Genomic DNA, 21468 nt, shown 5'->3' on the forward strand with positions numbered 1-21468 from the left:
CTTGATTACTTCTTGTCTGCCTGGTCCGCAGGCTTGGCATCGGCTGCGGCTTGCGGGGCTGGCGCTGCCGTGCCGGCCGGCTTCTGGGCGCCTGCGGCCTCGGGCTGCCACGGTACGGGCTTGACCGGCGTGCCGGGTGGCAGCATCTGCAGCTTCTGGAAGCCGTCGACCATCACCTTCTCGCCCGCCTGCAGGCCTTCGCTGACCAGCCACTGGTTGTTCTGGGCCGTGGTCACCTTCACTTGGCGCTTGGTGATCTTGCCGTCGTCGCTGACCACGCTCACGGTGTCGCCGGTCTCGGTGCGCGTCACCGCCTGCTGGGGCACGGCAATGGCGTTGGACGCCTGGGCCTGCTCCATGCGCACGCGCACATACATGCCGGGCAGCAGCAATCCCTTGGGATTGGGCACCTCGGCACGCAGCGTGACCTGGCCGGTGGAGCTGTCCACGGTCAGGTCGGTGAACAGCAGCTTGCCCTTGAGTTCGTAGGCCGTGCCATCGTCCAGGCGCACCTCGACGCTGGCGGCTTCGGCGCCATCGGCCTTCTTGAGCTTGCCCTGCTCCATCGCGCGGCGCAGCCGGAAGGCTTCGCTGGACGACTGGGTGAAATTCACATAGACCGGATTGATCTGCTGGACCACGGCCAGCGGGGTCGCCTCGCCTTGGCCGACCAGCGCGCCTTCGGTCACCAGAGACTGGCCGATGCGGCCAGAAATGGGGGCGGTGACGCTGGTATAGCCAAGATTGATCTCGGCGGTCCGCACGGAGGCCTTGCCGGCCGCGACGTCAGCCTGGGCCTGCTTGTAGGCAGCCTCTGCATTGACGAAGTCCTGCTTGCTGATCGCGTTGGCGGCAACCAGCGGGCGGTAGCGTTCCAGTTGCGCCAGTGCCTGGGCCTGGTTGGCCTCGGCACGGGCCTGCGTGGCCTTGGCACTTTGCAGCGTCGCCTGGTAGGGCGCCGGATCGATGCGGTACAGCACCTGGCCGGCCTTCACGTCGCTGCCCTCCTTGAACAGGCGCTCCTGCACGATGCCGGCGCTGCGGGCCCGGATCTGGGCCACGCGGCGCGCGTCCACGCGGCCGGGCAACTCGGTCACAAGTCCCACATCGGCGGGGGTGGCCACCACCACACCTACAGGGACGGCGGGCATCTGCTGCTGTGCGGCAGCTTGTTCTTCGGGCTTTTTCCCGCAGGCGGCCATGGCCATTGCGGCGGTGACGGCCAGGGCCACGGTGGTGAGGCGCAGACTGTTGTAAGGGGACGGAGCGGCTGACACATTGCTGCGTGTGCTGGGCATGATGGGTCCTTGTGCTGAATCAAATAACGATGTTGACGTTCCGGTCAGCGCTATCCGGAACGCCCGTGTCCACGGGCAAGTCGCGGATTATACATACATACATGAATGTATAATGACCGCAGTTGCTGCAAGGCGGCGCGAAGCATGGCGTAGCGTGGCATGGCCGGGCTCAACGATGGAAGGAAATACATCTTGGCACGACGAACGAAAGAAGATGCGTTTGCAACGCGCAACAGTCTGCTGGACGCTGCGGAGCAAGTGTTCTACGAGCAGGGTGTCGCCCGGGCCTCGCTCAACGAGATTGCCCAGCGAGCCGGCGCCACGCGCGGTGCGGTCTACTGGCATTTCAAGGACAAGCTGGATCTCTTCTATGCCATGCTGGATCGCGTCACGCTCCCGCTGGAGCAGGCCGCTCAGGGCGACTGCGAAGATGACTCCGAATGCGATGCGCTGGAATATGTGCGGCGCCTGATGGCGGTGGTCTTCGGGCGCATTGCGGATGACGACAGCACGCGGCGCGTCTTCGAGATCCTGTTGCTCAAGGTGGAGTACGTGGGCGAACTCATGCCGGTGCAGGAGCGCAATCGCGCGGCACTGGACTCCTTTTCGTCCCGGCTGGAGCTGGCGCTTTGTACCGCCGCCGAAAGCCATGCGGTCACCATGCCCATGTCGGCGCACCAGGCATCGATCGCACTGTGCGCCATGTTTGACGGGCTGCTGCAGAGCTGGCTGCTGGGGCGGGCTTTCGATCTCAAGCAAGTGGGTGCCCAGGCGGTGGATGTCTGCCTGCGCGGGCTGGGCTTCACGGTTTCGGAGGCTCCTGCCCAATGAGCGGGCGGGGCCGCGGGGCTTGTACGCGGTAGTGCAAAGTCATGCGACAATCATCGGCTTGTGCAGGGCAGCGATGCCTTGAGCGGCTGTAGCTCAGTGGATAGAGTATTGGCCTCCGAAGCCAAGGGTCGTGGGTTCGATCCCCGCCAGCCGCGCCACATTTTTCTTGGATCGCCTCGGTGGCCTGAGAAAAAAATGCACTGAATTTTTTCAGACGAAAAAAACGGTGCTAGAATTCAAATCTCTTCGGAGGGGTGCCCGAGTGGCTAAAGGGGGCAGACTGTAAATCTGTTGGCTTACGCCTACACTGGTTCGAATCCAGTCCCCTCCACCAGTAATGGTGAAGAAGAGAAGTCATCTGAAAAGGTGGCAGCGTGCAGTCAATCTGTGCGGGAGTAGTTCAATGGTAGAACCCTAGCCTTCCAAGCTAATGACGCGGGTTCGATTCCCGTCTCCCGCTCCAGTTTGCAAGCAAAGTTTTTTGAGGTTGCTTCGGCGGCTTCAAGGCCCATGTGGCTCAGTGGTAGAGCACTCCCTTGGTAAGGGAGAGGTCGGCAGTTCGATCCTGCCCATGGGCACCATTCTCTCTGGTGCGCTCGCTAGATGGGGTTGCGCCAAATCCTGTTGTAGTGATTTAGATTTTTTTCGGAGTCGGAAAAATGGCTAAAGAAAAATTCGAGCGTACCAAGCCCCACGTCAACGTGGGCACCATCGGTCACGTGGACCACGGCAAGACGACCCTGACGGCTGCCATCGCCACCGTTCTGTCCAAGAAGTTCGGCGGCGAAGCCAAGGCTTACGACCAGATCGACGCAGCACCTGAAGAAAAGGCCCGCGGCATCACGATCAACACCGCCCACGTCGAGTACGAAACGGCCAACCGCCACTACGCTCACGTTGACTGCCCCGGCCACGCCGACTACGTCAAGAACATGATCACCGGCGCTGCTCAGATGGACGGCGCTATCCTGGTGTGCTCGGCCGCTGACGGCCCGATGCCCCAGACCCGCGAGCACATCCTGCTGGCTCGTCAGGTGGGCGTGCCCTACATCATCGTGTTCCTGAACAAGTGCGACATGGTGGACGACGAAGAGCTGCTGGAGCTGGTCGAAATGGAAGTGCGCGAGCTGCTGGCCAAGTATGACTTCCCCGGCGACGACACCCCCATCATCCGCGGCTCGGCCAAGCTGGCCCTGGAAGGTGACGCAAGCGACAAGGGCGAGCCCGCCATCCTGCGTCTGGCTGAAGCCCTGGACACCTACATCCCCACGCCCGAGCGCGCTGTGGACGGTGCCTTCGCAATGCCCGTGGAAGACGTGTTCTCGATCTCCGGCCGTGGCACCGTGGTGACCGGTCGCGTTGAGCGCGGCATCATCAAGGTCGGCGAAGAAATCGAAATCGTCGGTATCCGCGACACCCAGAAGACCATCGTCACCGGCGTGGAAATGTTCCGCAAGCTGCTGGACCAAGGCCAGGCTGGCGACAACGTGGGCCTGCTGCTGCGCGGCACCAAGCGTGAAGACGTGGAACGCGGCCAAGTGCTGTGCAAGCCCGGCTCCATCAAGCCCCACACCCACTTCACGGCTGAGGTGTACGTGCTGTCCAAGGACGAAGGTGGTCGCCACACTCCGTTCTTCAACAACTACCGTCCCCAGTTCTATTTCCGCACGACCGACGTGACCGGCTCCATCGAGCTGCCCGCCGACAAGGAAATGGTGATGCCTGGCGATAACGTGTCGATCACCGTCAAGCTGATCGCCCCCATCGCCATGGAAGAAGGTCTGCGCTTCGCTATCCGCGAAGGCGGCCGTACCGTGGGCGCTGGCGTGGTTGCCAAGATCATTGCCTAATTGATTCGTAGGGGTATAGCTCAATTGGCAGAGCGTCGGTCTCCAAAACCGAAGGTTGTAGGTTCGATTCCTACTGCCCCTGCCACCTGATGGTGGAATCGCAACGAGCCCGCCCCAAAGCGGGCTTCGGTGTCTTGGCGTTGCGCAAAAAATGCGCATTAGAAATGGATTATGGCCACTACTCAGGTTGAAACGGTCAGCTCCGGAGCTGACAAAGCCAAGCTTGCCGCAGTCGCGGCTTTAGTCGTTGCTGCGATCGCAGGTTTCTATCTGCTGAGCAAGCAAGGTCCCATCGTTCAGTGGCTGGTGCTGCTGGTCGGTCTGGCTGCGGCTGCTGGCACGTTCCTTGTTTCCGAGCCCGGAAAGCGTTTCGTCAGCTTTGCGCAGGATGCCTGGCGCGAAGTCAAGAAGGTCGTCTGGCCGACGCGCAAGGAGACCATGCAGATGACCTTGTACGTCTTCGGCTTTGTGGTCATCATGGCCTTGTTCCTGTGGTTCACGGACAAGACGCTGGAGTGGGTCCTGTATGACCTGATTTTGGGCTGGAGGAAGTAATGGATGCTGTCGAAACAGGTGTGAACGACGGAGGGGCAACGCCTGCCAATCCGGATCTGCGCTGGTACATCGTCCATGCCTACTCCGGCATGGAAAAGGCAGTGGAGCGCAACATCATCGAGCGCATCGCGCGTTCGGACATGCAGTCCAAGTTCGGCCGCATCCTGGTTCCCACCGAGGAAGTGGTGGAGATGAAGAACGGCCAGCGCCGTACCACCGAACGCCGCTTGTTCCCTGGCTACGTGTTCGTCGAGATGGTCATGGACGACGACACCTGGCACCTGGTCAAGCACACCAGCAAGGTGACGGGTTTCGTGGGTGGTGCCAAGAACCGCCCCGCACCGATCTCCGAAGAGGAAGTGCGCAAGATCGTCAGCCAGATGCAGGAAGGCACGGACAAGCCGCGCCACAAGATCGAATTCATGCCCGGCGAACTGGTGCGTGTCAAGGAAGGCCCCTTCACGGACTTCAATGGCTCGGTCGAAGAGGTCAACTACGAAAAGAGCCGCCTGCGCGTCTCGGTGATGATCTTCGGTCGCTCCACGCCGGTCGAGCTTGAATTTGCCCAGGTTGAAAAAACCTGAGTTACCGCTTACAATCTCTGGCTCTGCATTTTTAGGCTCGGTGCAGGGCGTGTCAGCAAGAGTCTTTTAACCACCGGGGAGCTGCCGGCTGCAACTGTTGTTGGTTGGGCCGGCGGCGCTATACCCGCAAGGAGCATTCAATGGCGAAGAAAATCGTCGGCTTCATCAAGCTGCAAGTGCCAGCTGGTAAGGCCAATCCCTCTCCTCCGATCGGTCCTGCGCTGGGTCAGCGCGGCCTCAACATCATGGAATTCTGCAAGGCGTTCAACGCCCAGACCCAAGGTGTCGAGCCCGGCCTGCCCCTGCCCGTGGTCATCACGGCCTTTGCCGACAAGAGCTTCACCTTCATCATCAAGACGCCTCCGGCGACTGTGCTGATCAAGAAGGCCATCAAGCTGGACAAGGGCTCCTCCAACCCCCTGAAGAACAAGGTCGGCAAGATCACCCGCGCTCAGCTGGAAGAGATCGCCAACACCAAGCTGAAGGACATGAACGCTGCTGACGTCGACGCCGCCGTGCGTACGCTGGCTGGTTCGGCCCGTTCGATGGGCGTGATTGTGGAGGGCGTGTAAATGGCCAAGTTGACCAAGAAGCAAAAGGCTCTCCAGGGCAAGGTGGAGTCCACCAAGCTGTACGCTTTCGCCGACGCCGTGGCGCTGGTGAAGGAAGCCGCCACCGCCAAGTTCGATGAATCCATCGACGTGGCCGTGCAACTGGGCGTGGACGCCAAGAAGTCTGACCAAGTGGTTCGTGGCGCCGTCGTGCTGCCCCACGGCACTGGCAAGACCGCCCGCGTGGCCGTGTTCGCCCAAGGCGCCAAGGCTGAAGAAGCCAAGGCTGCTGGCGCCGACGTGGTCGGCATGGACGACCTGGCTGCCCGCGTGAAGGCTGGCGACATGCCCTTCGACGTGGTCATCGCTGCCCCCGACGCCATGCGCGTCGTCGGTACGCTGGGTCAGATCCTGGGCCCGCGCGGCCTGATGCCCAACCCCAAGGTGGGTACGGTGACTCCCGATGTGGCCACGGCCGTGAAGAACGCCAAGGCTGGTCAGGTGCAATACCGTGTCGACAAGGCCGGCATCATCCACGCCACCATCGGCCGCCGCTCGTTCGACAACGAGAAGCTGCAAGGCAACCTGGCTGCGCTGATCGACGCCCTGAACAAGTCCAAGCCCGCCTCGAGCAAGGGCCTGTACCTGCGCAAGGTGGCTGTTTCGTCGACCATGGGTGTGGGCGTTCGCGTCGACACGCAAACCATCTCGGCCTGATAGCCAAGAAATCTTGAGGCGGCTTGCGGGCTGCTTCAGTGGTGGGCCGGCGCAGCGATGCGCCGGGTCATCCAAGACCGTTGGTGTGCCTTGCGGCACTTAAACCTCAGGGGCCAACGCAGATGGCGATCCCGCTGCAGATGGATGCATTTCCAAAACAGTTGGTCGCTGCAACAAGAGCGCGCATGAGGGGCCTGCCCCGAGTGTGCATTTGAAGGAGTAGACCTTGAGTCTTAATCGCAGTGAGAAAGAAGCGGTCATCAATGAAGTGACCAGCCTCGCCGCAAAAGCTCAAACGCTTGTGATCGCGGAATACCGCGGCATCACGGTCGCCGACATGACCAAACTGCGCGTTGACGCCCGCAGCAAGGGTGTGAGCCTGAGCGTGTTGAAGAACACGCTGGCCCGCCGTGCTGTGGCTGGCAGCCAGTTCGACGTTGTCGCCGACCAGATGACCGGCCCTCTGATCTATGGCTTCTCTGAAGACGCAGTGGCTGCCGCCAAGGTGGTGGCCGACTTCGCGAAAACCAACGACAAGCTGGTGATCCGCGGTGGTGCGTTTGCAGGCAAGGCCCTGGACGTGAACGGTGTGAAGCAACTGGCGAACATCCCCTCGAAGGAAGTTCTGCTGGCACAACTGTGTGGCTTGCTGATGTCGCCTATCTCGCGTACGGCCGTTGTGCTGGGCGCCCTGGCGGCAAAGAAGAGCGAAGGCTCTGCCGAAGAACCGGCAGCCGAAGCAGTCGCAGCCTGAGCGCGCGGCAGTTAACCAATATTGTTAGGAAATCAAAATGGCATTCGATAAAGACGCATTTCTGACCGCGCTCGACGGCATGACGGTCCTGGAACTCAATGACCTGGTGAAGGCCATTGAAGAGAAGTTCGGCGTGAGCGCTGCCGCCATGGCCGCTCCCGCTGCTGGTGGCGCTGCTGGCGGCGCTGCTGCTGCAGAAGAAAAGACCGAGTTCAACGTTGTGCTGACCGAAGCCGGCGCGAACAAGGTTTCCGTCATCAAGGCCGTGCGTGAAATCACCGGCCTGGGTCTGAAGGAAGCCAAGGACCTGGTCGACGGCGCTCCCAAGAACGTCAAGGAAGGCGTTGCCAAGGCTGACGCTGAAGCCGCTGTGAAGAAGCTGGTGGAAGCCGGTGCCAAGGCTGAACTGAAGTAATTCAGTCCTCTCAAGGGCTGGAGGCTCCGAAAAAGGGCCTCCAGCCTTTGGCGCTTGTGGAGAGCGTATCCATAGAGCACACTAGAAAGCGGTCTGGAGCAGCCTGTTTTCTAGTGTCTTCTGACAACCCGACAGCAGAAGATGCCTTGGTTCGGGCGATGTGCAACGCATCGCCGTCAGCCATGGTTGGTAGTGGCCAACCGCCAAGCCCGCAGGGAGCTTTCCATGTGGGGCAGTCGTCGCAGACCCAGGACTCATGTCTTTGCCCGGAGATCTCATGGCCTATTCTTACACCGAACGCAAGCGAATCCGCAAAAGCTTCGGGAGCCGCGACAGCGTGCTCGAAGTGCCTTACCTGCTGCAGATGCAAAAAGATGCATATACCGCATTCTTGCAGGCAGATGTAGCCCCCAAAAAACGCACCATCGAAGGCCTGCAAGCGGCCTTCAACTCTGCCTTCCCCATCGTCTCCCACAACGGTTTTGTGGAGATGAAGTTCGTCGAGTACAACCTCGCCAAGCCTGCTTTCGATGTGCGCGAGTGCCAGACCCGTGGTCTGACCTTCGCCTCTGCCGTGCGCGCCAAGGTTCAGCTGATCATCTATGACCGTGAGTCTTCGACCTCGCAGTCCAAGGTGGTCAAGGAAGTCAAGGAGCAAGAGGTCTACATGGGCGAAGTGCCCCTGATGACCGACAAGGGCTCGTTCATCATCAACGGCACCGAGCGCGTCATCGTCTCGCAGCTGCACCGCTCGCCTGGCGTGTTCTTCGAACACGACAAGGGCAAGACCCACAGCTCGGGCAAGCTGCTGTTCTCGGCACGCATCATTCCTTACCGCGGTTCGTGGCTGGACTTCGAGTTCGACCCCAAGGACCTGCTGTTCTTCCGCGTCGACCGTCGTCGCAAGATGCCCGTGTCCATTCTGCTGAAGGCCATCGGCCTGACGCCGGAATCGATCCTGGCCAATTTCTTCGTCAACGACAACTTCCGCCTCATGGATTCGGGCGCGCAGATGGAGTTCGTCCCCGAGCGCCTGCGCGGCGAGGTCGCGCGCTTCGACATCACCGACAAGTCGGGCAAGGTCGTGGTCGCCAAGGACAAGCGCGTCACTGCTCGCCACACGCGTGAGCTGGAGCAGTCGGGCACCAAGTTCATCAGCGTCCCCGAAGATTTCCTGATCGGCCGCGTGGTCGCCAAGAACATCGTCGATCCAGACACTGGCGAGATCATCGCCAAGGCCAACGAAGAGCTGACCGAGTCCCTGCTCAAGAAGCTGCGCAGCGCCGGCATCCAGGATCTGCAGTGCATCTACACGAACGAGCTGGACCAGGGCGCCTACATTTCGCAGACCCTGCGCACCGACGAAACCGTCGATGAGTTCGCTGCGCGCGTGGCCATCTACCGCATGATGCGCCCCGGCGAGCCGCCGACCGAGGACGCCGTGCAGGCCCTGTTCCAGCGTCTGTTCTACAACCCCGACACCTACGATCTTTCGCGCGTGGGCCGGATGAAGTTCAACGCCAAGGTCGGCCGCGATGGCGCCACCGGCCCCATGGTGCTGTCCAACGAGGACATCCTGGCCGTGGTCAAGATCCTGGTGGATCTGCGCAACGGCAAGGGCGAGGTCGATGACATCGACCACCTGGGCAACCGCCGCGTGCGTTGCGTGGGCGAACTGGCCGAGAACCAGTACCGCACGGGCCTGGCACGTATCGAGAAGGCCGTGAAGGAGCGTCTGGGTCAGGCCGAGCAAGAGCCGCTGATGCCCCATGACCTGATCAACAGCAAGCCGATTTCGGCCGCCCTGAAGGAATTCTTCGGTGCGTCGCAGCTGTCGCAGTTCATGGACCAGACCAATCCTCTGGCCGAAATCACGCACAAGCGTCGCGTCTCGGCCCTGGGCCCGGGCGGTCTGACGCGCGAGCGCGCAGGCTTCGAAGTGCGCGACGTGCACGTGACCCACTACGGCCGCGTCTGCCCTATCGAAACGCCTGAAGGCCCGAACATCGGCCTGATCAATTCGCTGGCCCTGTACGCCCGCCTGAACGAGTACGGCTTCATCGAGACGCCTTACCGTCGCGTGGCCGACGGCAAGGTCACGATGGAGATCGACTACCTGTCGGCCATCGAGGAAGGCAAGTACATCATCGCCCAGGCCAATGCCGAGCTGGATGCCGAAGGCCGCCTGATCGGCGACCTGGTGTCGGCGCGCGAAAAGGGTGATTCGACCCTGGTGTCGGCCGAGCGCGTTCAGTACATGGACGTGTCGCCCGCACAGATCGTGTCGGTGGCTGCCTCGCTGATTCCGTTCCTGGAGCACGATGACGCGAACCGCGCATTGATGGGCGCCAACATGTCGCGTCAGGCCGTGCCTGTGCTGCGTCCCGAAAAGCCCATGGTGGGCACGGGCATCGAGCGCGTGGCGGCAGTGGACTCCGGCACCGTGGTGACGGCAACCCGCGGCGGTATCGTGGACTATGTCGATGCAACGCGCATCGTGGTCCGCGTGAACGATGCGGAAGCCGTGGCCGGCGAAGTCGGCGTGGACATCTACAACCTCATCAAGTACCAGCGTTCCAACCAGAACACCAACATCCACCAGCGTCCCATCGTCAAGCGTGGCGACAAGCTGGCCAAGGGTGACGTGGTGGCCGACGGCGCATCGACCGACCTGGGCGAAATCGCCATCGGTCAGAACATGCTGATCGCCTTCATGCCCTGGAACGGCTACAACTTCGAGGATTCGATCCTGATCAACGAGCGCGTGGTGGCCGAAGACCGCTACACCTCGATCCATATCGAAGAACTCGTGGTGATGGCCCGCGACACCAAGCTCGGTGCCGAGGAAATCACGCGCGACATCCCGAACCTGTCCGAGCAGCAGCTCAACCGCCTGGACGAGTCCGGCATCATCTACGTGGGTGCGGAAGTACAGCCCGGCGATGTGCTGGTCGGCAAGGTCACGCCCAAGGGCGAGACCACGCTGACGCCTGAAGAGAAGCTGCTGCGCGCCATCTTCGGCGAGAAGGCTTCCGACGTGAAGGACACCTCGCTGCGCGTGGACCAGGGCTCGCAAGGCACCGTGATCGACGTGCAGGTCTTCACCCGTGAAGGCATCCAGCGCGACAAGCGTGCCCAGCAGATCATCGACGATGAACTCAAGCGCTACCGCCTGGACCTGAACGACCAGCTGCGCATCGTCGAGGCCGACGCCTTCGACCGTATCGAGAAGCTGCTCAATGGCCGCGTGGCCAACGGCGGCCCGCAAAAGCTGGCCAAGGGCGCCAAGATCGACAAGGCCTACCTGGACGGCGTGGAGAAGTTCCACTGGTTCGACATCCGTCCTGCAGAGGACGAGGTCGCCACCCAGCTCGAGTCCATCAAGAACTCGCTGGAGCAGACGCGCCACAGCTTCGACCTGGCTTTCGAAGAAAAGCGCAAGAAGCTCACCCAGGGCGACGAGCTGCCCGCTGGCGTGCTCAAGATGGTCAAGGTCTACCTGGCCGTCAAGCGCCGCCTGCAGCCCGGCGACAAGATGGCCGGCCGCCACGGCAACAAGGGCGTGGTCTCCAAGATCGTTCCGGTCGAGGACATGCCCTACATGGCCGACGGCTCCACTGCCGACATCGTGCTGAACCCGCTGGGCGTGCCTTCGCGCATGAACATCGGCCAGGTGCTGGAAGTGCATCTGGGCTGGGCCGGCAAGGGCCTGGGCCAGCGCATCGGCGACATGCTGCAGCAGGAAGCCCGTGCCGCCGAAATCCGTGCCTTCATGGAAGAGATCTACAACTCGCGCGGCCGCAAGGAAGACCTGGCCCAGCTCGATGACAACGAGATCGTGTCCATGGCGCAGGCGCTGACCACGGGCGTGCCGTTTGCCACGCCGGTGTTCGACGGCGCTTCCGAGCAGGAAATCCAGGACATGCTGCATCTGGCATATCCGGAAGAGCTGAAGGAGCGCAAGGGCCTGACCGAAAGCCGCACGCAGGCCTACCTGTATGACGGCCGCACCGGTGACCGCTTCGAGCGTCCGACCACCATCGGCTACATGCACTACCTGAAGCTGCACCACTTGGTCGACGACAAGATGCACGCCCGCTCCACGGGTCCGTACTCTCTGGTGACGCAGCAGCCCCTGGGCGGCAAGGCCCAGTTCGGCGGCCAGCGTTTCGGGGAAATGGAAGTGTGGGCGCTGGAAGCCTACGGCGCCGCCTATGTGCTGCAGGAAATGCTGACCGTGAAGTCCGACGACGTGGTGGGCCGTACCAAGGTGTACGAATCCATCGTCAAGGGCGAGCACGCCATCGAGGCAGGCATGCCCGAGTCGTTCAACGTGCTGGTCAAGGAAATCCGCTCCCTGGGCCTCGACATCGAGCTTGAGCGTTCTTAAATATTGAAAAGGGAAAGAGTCTTATGAAATCTCTACTCGACCTGTTCAAGCAATTCACGCCCGATGAGCATTTCGATGCCATCAAGATCGGTCTGGCTTCTCCCGAGAAGATCCGTTCCTGGTCCTTCGGCGAGGTGAAGAAGCCCGAGACCATCAACTACCGCACGTTCAAGCCCGAGCGCGATGGTCTGTTCTGCGCCAAGATCTTTGGCCCCATCAAGGACTACGAGTGCCTGTGCGGCAAGTACAAGCGCCTCAAGCACCGCGGCGTGATCTGCGAGAAGTGCGGCGTCGAAGTGACCCAGACCAAGGTGCGCCGCGAGCGCATGGGCCACATCGACCTGGCTGCGCCCTGCGCCCACATCTGGTTCCTGAAGTCGCTGCCGTCGCGTCTGGGCCTGGTGCTCGACATGACGCTGCGCGACATCGAGCGCGTGCTGTACTTCGAAGCCTACGTGGTGACCGACCCCGGCATGACCCCGCTGAAGAAGTTCAGCATCATGACCGAGGACGACTACGAGGCCAAGCGCACCGAGTACGGTGACGAGTTCGAAGCCAAGATGGGCGCCGAAGGCATCAAGGACCTGCTCGAAGGCATCGACATCGACGTCGAGACCGAGCGCCTGCGCGGCGACCTGACCGGCTCCGAAGTCAAGGTCAAGAAGAACGCCAAGCGCCTGAAGCTGCTGGAAGCGTTCAAGAAGTCCGGCATCAAGCCGGGCTGGATGGTCATGGAAGTGCTGCCCGTGCTGCCCCCGGACCTGCGTCCGCTGGTGCCGCTGGACGGCGGCCGCTTCGCAACGTCCGACCTGAACGACCTGTATCGCCGCGTCATCAACCGCAACTCGCGTCTGCGCCGCCTGCTGGAGCTGAAGGCTCCGGAAATCATCGCGCGCAACGAAAAGCGCATGCTGCAGGAAGCAGTGGACTCGCTGCTGGACAACGGCCGCCGTGGCAAGGCCATGACGGGCGCCAACAAGCGTGCCCTGAAGTCGCTGGCCGACATGATCAAGGGCAAGAGCGGCCGTTTCCGCCAGAACTTGCTGGGCAAGCGCGTGGACTACTCGGGCCGTTCCGTGATCACGGTGGGTCCGTACCTCAAGCTGCACCAGTGCGGTCTGCCCAAGCTGATGGCGCTGGAACTGTTCAAGCCCTTCATCTTCGCGCAGCTCGAGCAGCGCGGCATCGCCACCACCATCAAGGCGGCGAAGAAGGAAGTGGAATCCGGCACGCCCGTGGTGTGGGACATCCTCGAAGAGGTCATCAAGGAGCACCCGGTCATGCTGAACCGTGCTCCCACGCTGCACCGCCTGGGCATCCAGGCCTTCGAGCCCATCCTGATCGAAGGCAAGGCCATCCAGCTGCACCCGCTCGTCTGCGCGGCCTTCAACGCCGACTTCGACGGTGACCAGATGGCCGTCCACGTTCCGCTGTCGGTGGAAGCACAGATGGAAGCCCGCACGCTGATGCTGGCCTCCAACAACGTGCTGTTCCCCGCATCGGGCGAGCCCTCCATCGTTCCTTCGCAGGACGTGGTGCTGGGTCTGTACCACGCGACGCGCGAGCGCATCAACGGCAAGGGCGAGGGCATGGTCTTCGCCGACATCGGCGAAGTGCAGCGCGCGCTGGACGCCGAGCAGGTCGAGCTGGCCGCCAAGATCAGCGTTCGCCTGACCGAGTGGACGAAGAACAAGGACTCCGGCGAGTTCGAGCCTTCGACCAGCCTGGTGGAAACCACCGTGGGCCGCGCCCTGATGTCCGAGATCCTTCCCAAGGGCCTGCCGTTCAGCCACATGAACAAGGCGCTCAAGAAGAAGGAGATCTCCAAGCTCATCAATGCCTCGTTCCGCAAGTGCGGTCTGAAGGCCACGGTGGTGTTTGCCGACAAGCTGCTGCAAAACGGCTTCCGCCTGTCCACGCACGCCGGCATCTCGATCGCCATCGGCGACATGCTGGTGCCGCCGCAAAAGGCCGAGATCATCGGCCGTGCCGAAGCCGAGGTGAAGGAGATCGAGCAGCAGTACGTCTCCGGTCTCGTGACCGCTGGCGAGCGCTACAACAAGGTGGTGGACATCTGGGGCAAGGCCGGCGACGAAGTCTCCAAGGTCATGATGGCCCAGCTGGCCAAGGAAAAGGTCATCGACCGCCACGGCAACGAAGTCGAGCAGGAATCGTTCAACGCCATCTACATGATGGCCGACTCCGGCGCCCGCGGCTCGGCCGCGCAGATCCGCCAGCTGGCCGGCATGCGTGGCCTGATGGCCAAGCCTGACGGCTCCATCATCGAGACGCCCATTACGGCGAACTTCCGTGAAGGCCTGAACGTTCTGCAGTACTTCATCTCCACCCACGGCGCCCGAAAGGGTCTGGCCGACACGGCGTTGAAGACGGCCAACTCCGGCTACCTGACGCGTCGTCTGGTGGACGTGACGCAGGATCTGGTGGTCAACGAGGACGATTGCGGCACGAGCAATGGCGCACTGATGCGCGCCATCGTCGAAGGCGGTGAAGTCATCGAATCGCTGCGCGACCGCGTGCTGGGCCGTACCACGGCCGAGGACGTCGTGCATCCCGAGACGCTGGCCGTGCTGCTGCCCGCAGGCACGCTGCTCAACGAAGACGTGATCGACGAGCTGGAATCGCAAGGCGTGGACGAGATCAAGGTCCGCACCGCGCTGACCTGCGAGACCCGCTACGGCCTGTGCGCCAAGTGCTACGGCCGCGACCTGGGCCGCGGCGGCCTGATCAACCTCGGCGAAGCCGTGGGTGTGATCGCCGCCCAGTCCATCGGCGAGCCCGGCACGCAGCTGACCATGCGTACCTTCCACATCGGTGGTGCCGCTTCGCGCGCTGCCATCGCCTCGAGCGTGGAAGCCAAGTCCAACGGCTCCATCAGCTTCAACAGCACGATGCGCTACGTCAGCAACACCAAGGGTGAGCTGGTCGTGATTTCGCGTTCGGGCGAAATCGTCATCAGCGACAACGGCCGCGAGCGTGAGCGCCACAAGGTGCCCTACGGCGCCGTGCTGACCGTCAGGCCCGACCAGCAGGTCAAGGCCGGTCTGATCCTGGCCAACTGGGATCCGCTGACCCGACCCATCATTACCGAGTACGCCGGCCAGGTGCGCTTCGAGAATGTGGAAGAGGGCCTGACCGTGGCCAAGCAGGTCGATGAAGTGACCGGCCTGTCCACGCTGGTGGTGATCGATCCCAAGCGCCGTGGCTCTGCCAAGGTCGTGCGTCCCCAGGTCAAGCTGATCGATGCCAACAACCAGGAAGTCAAGATCCCCGGCACCGACCACTCGGTGACGATCGGCTTCCAGGTCGGCGCGCTGATCCAGGTGCGTGACGGCCAGGACGTGGGCCCCGGCGAAGTGCTGGCCCGTATCCCTGTCGAAGGCCAGAAGACCCGCGACATTACCGGCGGTCTGCCCCGCGTGGCCGAGCTGTTCGAAGCCCGCACGCCCAAGGACAAGGGCACGCTGGCCGAGATGACCGGCACCATTTCCTTCGGCAAGGAAACCAAGGGCAAGGTGCGCATGCAGATCACCGATCTGGATGGCAAGGTCTGGGAAGAACTCGTGCCCAAGGAAAAGAACATCCTGGTGCACGAAGGCCAGGTGGTCAACAAGGGTGAGTCCATCGTCGACGGCCCGGCCGATCCGCAGGACATCCTGCGCCTGCTGGGCATCGAGGAGCTGTCGCGCTACATCGTCGATGAAGTGCAGGACGTCTACCGCCTGCAGGGTGTGAAGATCAACGACAAGCACATCGAGGTGATCGTTCGCCAGATGCTGCGCCGCGTCGTGGTCGAGAACACCGGCGACTCGACCTACATCGCTGGCGAGCAGGTCGAGCGTTCGGAGATCCTCAATACCAACGAGGCGCTGCAGCGCGAAGGCAAGATCCCCGCCACGTACTCCAACGTGCTGCTGGGTATTACCAAGGCATCGCTGTCGACCGACTCCTTCATCTCTGCCGCGTCGTTCCAGGAAACGACCCGCGTGCTCACCGAGGCTGCCATCATGGGCAAGCGCGACGAGCTGCGTGGCCTGAAGGAAAACGTCATCGTGGGTCGCCTGATCCCCGCTGGTACGGGTCTGGCATACCACCAGGCGCGCAAGGCCAAGGACGCCATGGACGACGCAGAGCGCCGCGCCATCGCCGACGCCGAAGCGGCCGAACTGGCCGGTGTGATGGCTGACGACGACGCTGGCGTGGCTGCCGTCGCCGGTGACGCTTCCGCTGACTGATAGGCGGTGTCACCCCCTGAGCGGCTGTGCCGCTTCCCCCTCTCTCGCTACGCGGGAGGGGGACGACGCCCTCGCTGCGGGGGCGGCCCTTGCTCGGCGTCCCTCTTGTTGGGACATGCTGTCTCCTAGAGCAGTGCATGGCGCAAGTGCTTGATGATGTGACGCTCCCGGCCTGCCCTGCGCAGGCGGGAGCGTTTTTCTTTGGGAATAACCAGAGTTCGGCCGGACCAGCTTCCGGCCGGGCCATTGCAGACGATGTGGTCCTTGTCTCTTGAATGGATGCTGCTGGCACTGCTGGTGTTCTGGGCCGTCGGCGCATACAACCGGCTGGCCCGGCTGCGCAGCGGCTGCGTGCAGCAGTTCGGTACGCTCGATGCATACCTGGGCCAGTGGCATGCCATGCTGCAGGCCTTCGAGGCACAGCCCAAGGGCGAAGGCCAAAGCCCCGCCCTTGTGCATGCCCAGGCCGCGCTGCACCAGACCGCCGCGCAGTTGCAGGCGGCGCTGGTCGATGCCCGTGGCCGGCCGCTGCGCGAGAGCGCGCTGGCCTCGCTGGAGCATGCCTGCTCGGCGCTGGAGGTGGCCTGGCAGGCCATGACCAAGGTCGCCGTTGACACCGGCGCCGGCGCCGCTGGCACTGGCACTGCGCCATCAGATGTCCCGTCGCCGGACCCCGAACCGCTGCAGCCCTGGCAGCAGCGCTGGACCGAGCACCAGGTGCGCAACCGCCTGGGACTGCAGCAATTCAACGCCGCGGCCGAGCGCTACAACGCCGCCATCGCGCAATATCCGGCCAGGCTGCTGGCCTGGCTGCTGGGCTTTCGCCCGGTGCGCAGCCTGCTGGTCGAACCTGCGCCCAGCAAGGTGCAGGAAAGTGGAACATGAACCAACGCACGCATTCTTCCCCGCGCCGCGCTGCGGCGCCCTCGCAGGCGCATGCCGCACCGGCCGCACCTCCTCTTTGGCAGCAGCTCGACGCCGTCGCCCAATGCCTGCAGGCCGTGCTCGAAGGCCAGTCCAGCCGCAGCGTGCTGGCGCGTGTGCCGCAGCCGCTGCGTCCCGGCGTGCAGGCCCTGCTGTTCCAGGTGCTGCGCCAGCTGGGCCGTGCCCAGGCGCTGCAAAAGCAGCTGGCCTCGCGCAACCCGCCGCCGCGCGTCAGCGCGTTGCTGAACACCGCCCTGGCCCTGGCCTGGGATGAATCTCGCGCGCCATACCCGCCGTTCACCCTGGTCAACCAGGCCGTGGAAGCGGCCAAGCAGGGGCCGACCCGCGCGCAGTCCGGCTTTGTCAACGCCTGCCTGCGCCGCTTTCTGCGCGAGCGCGATGCCCTGGTCGCCGCCACCGAAGCCCAGCCGCAGGCGGTCTGGAACCATCCCGCCTGGTGGATTGCCCGCCTGCGCAAGGACCATCCCGATCACTGGCAGGCCATCCTGCAGGCCAGCAACGAGCAGCCTCCGATGACGCTGCGCGTCAATCGCCAAAGGGCAGACCGCGCGCAGTACCAGGCGGCGCTGCAGGCCATGGACGTGCCATCGCTTGCCGTGGCCGACAGCGGCCTGCAACTGCAGCAGGCCTTGCCCGTGCAATCCCTGCCGGGCTTCGATCAGGGCCTGGCCTCCGTGCAGGATGCGGCGGCGCAACTGGCCGCACCGCTGCTGCTGCAAGGGCTGGAGCAGCCCGCCGGCCGAGCGTTGCGGGTACTTGATGCCTGCGCCGCCCCCGGTGGCAAGACGGCCCACCTGCTGGAATACGCAGCGCCGCAGACCCTGCAGGTCACGGCGCTGGAGATAGACGCCGAGCGCGCCGCGCGCATCGAGGACACGCTGGGAAGGCTGCAGTTGCAGGCGCAAGTGGTCGTGGCCGATGCGTCCCAGCCTGCGCAGTGGTTCGAGGCGCAATGCGGCGGCCAGCTGTTCGACGCCATCTTGCTGGACGCGCCCTGCACGGCCTCGGGCATCGTGCGGCGCCAGCCCGACGTGCGCTGGCTGCGCCGCGAAAGCGATGTGCACCAGCTGGCCCAGATCCAGTCCCGGCTGCTCGACACCCTGTGGCCCCTGCTGCAGCCTGGCGGGCGCCTGCTGTACTGCACCTGCTCGGTCTTCAGGCAAGAGGGCGAGGCACAGGTTCAAGCGTTTGTTGCACGCAACAGTGAGGCGCGAACACTGCCGGCGCCAGGGCATTTAATCCCGGGCAAGGACTACAAAGCCGGCATGCTGGCTGACAATGCTTTGGGTGACCACGACGGCTTCTTCTACGCCTTGCTGCAAAAGACGCGCTGACCCCCGTCCCCGGACCAGGTCGCCAGCCTGGCTGCGCCTGCTGGCGCGGCTGGCCGGGGCACTTGTGCTGGCCGCCGTGCTGGCCGGCCTGGGCCTGCAGGCCAGGGCCGATGCGCTGACCGCCGAGATCGGATCCATGCAGCTCGAGCGCTCCGACGATGGTCTGCTGCTGTCCGCCAATCTCCAGTTCGAGTTGCCCTACCAGATCGACGACGCGCTGCGCCAGGGCATTCCCATGTACTTCGTGGCCGAGGCCCAGGTCCAGCGTGAGCGCTGGTACTGGTCCGATCAGCAACTGGCCACCGCCAGCCGCCACTACCGCCTCAGCCACCAGCCGCTGACACGCCGCTGGCGCCTGCACATCTCCAATACCCCCTTCTCCAGCGCCGGGCTGGGGCTGGCCCTGGGCCAGACCTTCGAGACCCTGGAAGATGCGCTGTCCTCCATGCGGCGCATCTCGCGCTGGAAAATCATGGACACGGCACCCACGCAGTCGGGTGTCTCGGTGCAGCTGCGCTTTCGCATCGACCTGTCCCAGCTGCCAAGGCCGTTGCAGATCGGTGCGCTGGGCCGCTCGGGCTGGAACCTGCAGCTGTCGCGCGCCCAGATGCTGGAAGACGCGCCATGAACCGGGACACCGACGCCGACGAACGCATGGCCCTGCCGGCCTCGGCCGGCCTGTCGCGCGGCACGCGCTGGGCCGTGGGCGTGGGCGCCGGTCTCATGGGGCTGGTCGGCGTGCTGCTGCTGTTCCTGCTGACCCTGGCCACCAACAACCGGCTGGACTACGAGCGCAACTACAACTGGCTGTTCGCCGCCAACGTGGTCGTGGCCGGTCTGCTGCTGGCCATCCTGGTCTGGGGCGGCATCCGCCTGGCCATACGCCTGCAGCGGGGGCGCTTCGGCAGCCGCCTGCTGCTCAAGCTGGCCGGCATCTTCACGCTGGTGGGACTGGTGCCGGGCCTGCTGATCTACATCGTTTCCTACCAGTTCGTCTCGCGCTCCATCGAGAGCTGGTTCGACGTGCAGGTCGAGGGTGCGCTGTCGGCAGGCGTGAGCCTGGCCAGCTCCACGCTGGAGACCGTGGCCAACGACATGGCCAACAACACGCGCACCGCAGGCGCCCAGCTGTCCCAGGTCTCCGATGCGGGCGCCGCGCTGATCCTGGAGCGCGTGCGCGACCAGCTGGGTGCCACCGATGTCGTGCTCTGGAGTGCGTCGGAGCTTGCCGTCATGGGGCCCTCGCAGACCACGCGCAGCGGCGACTTCCCCGGCCTGCGCGCCATCGCCAGCGCAGGCCAGTCGCGCTTCAACCTGCAGCCCGAACGCCCCAGCGCGCAAATGCTGCGCTCGCTGCGCGAGCAGCGCGCCGTGGCCAGCATCGAAGGACTGGACGACGACGGCACGGCCCAGCCGGGTGCCACAGCGCCGAATGCCCAGGTCCGCACGCTGGCCGTGGTTCCCAACCCCAGCGTGGGACTGCTGACCGAGCCGCGTTATTTGCAGGCCACCATTGCACTGCCGCAGGCGCTGGTGACCAACGCCCTTGCCGTGCAGGCCGCCAACCGCGAATACCAGGAACGCGCGCTGGCACGCGGCGGCCTGCAGCGCATGTACATAGGCACGCTCACGCTCAGCCTGTTCCTGGCGGTCTTCGGCGCCGTGGTTCTGGCCATCGTGCTGGGCAACCAGCTGGCCAGGCCGCTGCTGCTGCTGGCCCAGGGCATGCGCGACGTGGCGCGCGGCGACCTGCGGCCCAAGCCGGCGCTGCAGACGCGCGACGAGATCGGCGGGCTCACGCGCTCCTTCGCGCTCATGACCCAGCAACTGGCCGATGCGCGCGCCGAGGCCAACCGCAGCATGGGCCAGCTCGATGCCGCACGCGGCAACCTGCAGACCATCCTCGACAACCTCACATCGGGCGTCATCGTGCTGGACGCGCGGGGCGCCATCGTCCTGAGCAATCCCGGGGCCACGCGCATACTGCGCGCGCCCATGGCCGTCCATGAAGGACGGGCGCTGTCCCAGGTGCCGGGGCTGGAGCAGTTCGGCGAAGTCGTGCAGGAGCAGTTCGCGCTCTTCCTGGGCGAGCAGGGGCGCGATCGCTGGCAACTGGTGCATGAGCTGCATGCCTCCACCGATGGCGGCGTCATCCAGCACACCACCACCCTGGTCATGCGCGGTGCGGAACTGCCCGATGCGCAGCGGCTGCTGGTCTTCGACGACATCTCAGAGATCGTCTCGGCCCAGCGCGCCCAGGCCTGGGGCGAGGTCGCGCGCCGTGTGGCCCATGAGATCAAGAACCCGCTCACGCCCATCCAGCTGTCGGCCGAGCGCATGGCCATGCGGCTGACCGACAAGCTGCAGCCGGCTGACCAGGCGCTGCTGGCCAAGTCCGTCAAGACCATCGTCGATCAGGTCGGCGCCATGAAGCGCCTGGTCGATGAATTCCGCGACTACGCGCGCCTGCCTGCCGCCAATCTGCAGTCGCTGGACCTCAACGCGCTGGTGACCGACGTGCTGCAGCTGTACGGTGAAGAGAACGCCGAAGTGCGCGTGGAGTGTGTGCTGGACCCGCAATGCCCGCCGATTTCCGGCGATGGCCAGCAGCTGCGCCAGGTCATTCACAATCTTTTGCAGAATGCCCAGGACGCCACGGCCCAGCGTGCGCAGGAAAGCGGCCAGCCCCCCGGCCCCGTGACCATAGAGACGCGCTGGAATGAGTCCACGCGCCGCGTGCGCCTGAGCATCAGCGACAGCGGCACGGGCTTCGCGGCCAACATCCTTCAACGGGCCTTCGAGCCCTATGTCACGACCAAGGCGCGGGGCACCGGACTGGGCCTGGCCGTGGTCAAGAAAATCGCAGACGAGCATGGCGCCCGCATCGACCTGGGCAACAGGGACGACGGCGGGGTGATTCAAGGTGCGCAAGTGTCGCTATCATTTGCGCCTGAGCGTACAGGATAGGCCTGACGCCCCCCCGCGCCTCAG

Annotated in this window: 15 protein-coding genes and 5 tRNA genes; 19 read left to right on the top strand and 1 reads right to left on the bottom strand. The window is 64.0% G+C overall.

Annotation, left to right across the window (positions count from 1 at the left end):
- Window positions 1-5: 5 nt before the first annotated feature.
- Window positions 6-1298 (bottom strand): efflux RND transporter periplasmic adaptor subunit, encoded by a 1293-nt coding sequence (locus ACRSCF_RS02365; protein WP_016448485.1) that lies wholly within the window; start codon window positions 1296-1298, stop codon window positions 6-8.
- Window positions 1299-1490: 192 nt separating this feature from the next.
- Here ACRSCF_RS02365 and ACRSCF_RS02370 point away from each other — a divergent pair, with 192 nt between their 5' ends.
- The 19 genes from ACRSCF_RS02370 (at window position 1491) to ACRSCF_RS02460 (ending at window position 21444) form a co-directional block, all read left to right on the top strand.
- Window positions 1491-2129, top strand: a complete 639-nt coding sequence (locus ACRSCF_RS02370; RefSeq protein ID WP_198818715.1) for a TetR family transcriptional regulator — start codon at window positions 1491-1493, stop codon at window positions 2127-2129.
- 82 nt (window positions 2130-2211) lie between these two features.
- Window positions 2212-2287: transfer RNA gene (locus ACRSCF_RS02375), tRNA-Arg, on the top strand.
- 90 nt (window positions 2288-2377) lie between these two features.
- Window positions 2378-2463 (top strand) — tRNA-Tyr (locus ACRSCF_RS02380).
- 55 nt (window positions 2464-2518) lie between these two features.
- Window positions 2519-2592, top strand: a tRNA-Gly gene (locus ACRSCF_RS02385).
- Between the two features lie 43 nt (window positions 2593-2635).
- Window positions 2636-2710: transfer RNA gene (locus ACRSCF_RS02390), tRNA-Thr, on the top strand.
- Window positions 2711-2788: 78 nt separating this feature from the next.
- Window positions 2789-3979 carry an elongation factor Tu gene (tuf, locus tag ACRSCF_RS02395; protein ID WP_016448514.1) on the top strand — a complete coding sequence of 397 codons (1191 nt, stop codon included), beginning with the start codon at window positions 2789-2791 and terminating at the stop codon, window positions 3977-3979.
- 9 nt (window positions 3980-3988) lie between these two features.
- Window positions 3989-4064, top strand: a tRNA-Trp gene (locus tag ACRSCF_RS02400).
- A gap of 86 nt (window positions 4065-4150) precedes the next feature.
- On the top strand, window positions 4151-4534 hold the full coding sequence (gene secE, locus ACRSCF_RS02405) for a preprotein translocase subunit SecE (RefSeq protein WP_012202436.1): 384 nt from the start codon (window positions 4151-4153) through the stop codon (window positions 4532-4534).
- On the top strand, window positions 4534-5118 hold the full coding sequence (gene nusG / locus ACRSCF_RS02410) for a transcription termination/antitermination protein NusG (RefSeq protein ID WP_016450388.1): 585 nt from the start codon (window positions 4534-4536) through the stop codon (window positions 5116-5118). The genes secE and nusG overlap by 1 nt, the downstream gene beginning before the upstream one ends.
- 140 nt (window positions 5119-5258) lie before the next feature.
- A complete protein-coding gene (rplK, locus tag ACRSCF_RS02415) occupies window positions 5259-5690 on the top strand; it encodes a 50S ribosomal protein L11 (protein WP_012202438.1) in 432 nt (143 codons plus the stop codon).
- The gene (rplA, locus tag ACRSCF_RS02420) at window positions 5691-6386 is read left to right on the top strand and encodes a 50S ribosomal protein L1 (protein WP_016450389.1); all 696 of its coding nucleotides are present in this window, start codon (window positions 5691-5693) and stop codon (window positions 6384-6386) included.
- A gap of 226 nt (window positions 6387-6612) precedes the next feature.
- The gene (gene rplJ, locus ACRSCF_RS02425) at window positions 6613-7140 is read left to right on the top strand and encodes a 50S ribosomal protein L10 (protein ID WP_016450390.1); all 528 of its coding nucleotides are present in this window, start codon (window positions 6613-6615) and stop codon (window positions 7138-7140) included.
- A gap of 37 nt (window positions 7141-7177) precedes the next feature.
- Complete coding sequence (rplL, locus tag ACRSCF_RS02430; RefSeq protein ID WP_012202441.1) at window positions 7178-7555, top strand: 50S ribosomal protein L7/L12; 378 nt, start codon at window positions 7178-7180, stop codon at window positions 7553-7555.
- A gap of 277 nt (window positions 7556-7832) precedes the next feature.
- Entirely contained in the window at window positions 7833-11945 is a 4113-nt protein-coding gene (gene rpoB, locus ACRSCF_RS02435) for a DNA-directed RNA polymerase subunit beta (protein WP_016450391.1), read from the top strand.
- Between the two features lie 23 nt (window positions 11946-11968).
- On the top strand, window positions 11969-16198 hold the full coding sequence (gene rpoC, locus ACRSCF_RS02440; RefSeq protein WP_016450392.1) for a DNA-directed RNA polymerase subunit beta': 4230 nt from the start codon (window positions 11969-11971) through the stop codon (window positions 16196-16198).
- 255 nt (window positions 16199-16453) lie between these two features.
- Window positions 16454-17083: a LemA protein gene (locus ACRSCF_RS02445; protein ID WP_034367462.1), complete on the top strand. Its 630-nt coding sequence runs from the start codon at window positions 16454-16456 to the stop codon at window positions 17081-17083.
- Complete coding sequence (gene rsmB / locus ACRSCF_RS02450) at window positions 17080-18477, top strand: 16S rRNA (cytosine(967)-C(5))-methyltransferase RsmB (protein ID WP_034367464.1); 1398 nt, start codon at window positions 17080-17082, stop codon at window positions 18475-18477. Before ACRSCF_RS02445 ends, rsmB begins: the two co-directional genes overlap by 4 nt.
- On the top strand, window positions 18422-19105 hold the full coding sequence (locus tag ACRSCF_RS02455) for a DUF4390 domain-containing protein (RefSeq protein WP_016450395.1): 684 nt from the start codon (window positions 18422-18424) through the stop codon (window positions 19103-19105). Before rsmB ends, ACRSCF_RS02455 begins: the two co-directional genes overlap by 56 nt.
- A complete protein-coding gene (locus ACRSCF_RS02460; RefSeq protein WP_126313041.1) occupies window positions 19102-21444 on the top strand; it encodes a sensor histidine kinase in 2343 nt (780 codons plus the stop codon). The genes ACRSCF_RS02455 and ACRSCF_RS02460 overlap by 4 nt, the downstream gene beginning before the upstream one ends.
- Window positions 21445-21468: the final 24 nt, after the last annotated feature.

The sequence above is a fragment of the Delftia sp. 11MD genome (assembly GCF_050907895.1).
In the GTDB taxonomy this organism is placed as follows: Bacteria; Pseudomonadota; Gammaproteobacteria; order Burkholderiales; family Burkholderiaceae_C; genus Comamonas; species Comamonas tsuruhatensis.

What these genes read in the sequence shown, in the direction of transcription:
- ACRSCF_RS02455 (WP_016450395.1), top strand. Translation starts at nt 18,422, where the DNA reads ATGCTTTGGGTGACCACGACGGCTTCTTCTACGCCTTGCTGCAAAAGA.
- rpoC (WP_016450392.1), top strand. Translation starts at nt 11,969, where the DNA reads ATGAAATCTCTACTCGACCTGTTCAAGCAATTCACGCCCGATGAGCAT.
- nusG (WP_016450388.1), top strand. Translation starts at nt 4,534, where the DNA reads ATGGATGCTGTCGAAACAGGTGTGAACGACGGAGGGGCAACGCCTGCC.
- rplK (WP_012202438.1), top strand. Translation starts at nt 5,259, where the DNA reads ATGGCGAAGAAAATCGTCGGCTTCATCAAGCTGCAAGTGCCAGCTGGT.
- rsmB (WP_034367464.1), top strand. Translation starts at nt 17,080, where the DNA reads ATGAACCAACGCACGCATTCTTCCCCGCGCCGCGCTGCGGCGCCCTCG.
- rpoB (WP_016450391.1), top strand. Translation starts at nt 7,833, where the DNA reads ATGGCCTATTCTTACACCGAACGCAAGCGAATCCGCAAAAGCTTCGGG.
- rplL (WP_012202441.1), top strand. Translation starts at nt 7,178, where the DNA reads ATGGCATTCGATAAAGACGCATTTCTGACCGCGCTCGACGGCATGACG.
- secE (WP_012202436.1), top strand. Translation starts at nt 4,151, where the DNA reads ATGGCCACTACTCAGGTTGAAACGGTCAGCTCCGGAGCTGACAAAGCC.
- rplA (WP_016450389.1), top strand. Translation starts at nt 5,691, where the DNA reads ATGGCCAAGTTGACCAAGAAGCAAAAGGCTCTCCAGGGCAAGGTGGAG.
- ACRSCF_RS02365 (WP_016448485.1), bottom strand. Translation starts at nt 1,298, where the DNA reads ATGCCCAGCACACGCAGCAATGTGTCAGCCGCTCCGTCCCCTTACAAC.
- tuf (WP_016448514.1), top strand. Translation starts at nt 2,789, where the DNA reads ATGGCTAAAGAAAAATTCGAGCGTACCAAGCCCCACGTCAACGTGGGC.
- ACRSCF_RS02445 (WP_034367462.1), top strand. Translation starts at nt 16,454, where the DNA reads ATGTGGTCCTTGTCTCTTGAATGGATGCTGCTGGCACTGCTGGTGTTC.
- ACRSCF_RS02460 (WP_126313041.1), top strand. Translation starts at nt 19,102, where the DNA reads ATGAACCGGGACACCGACGCCGACGAACGCATGGCCCTGCCGGCCTCG.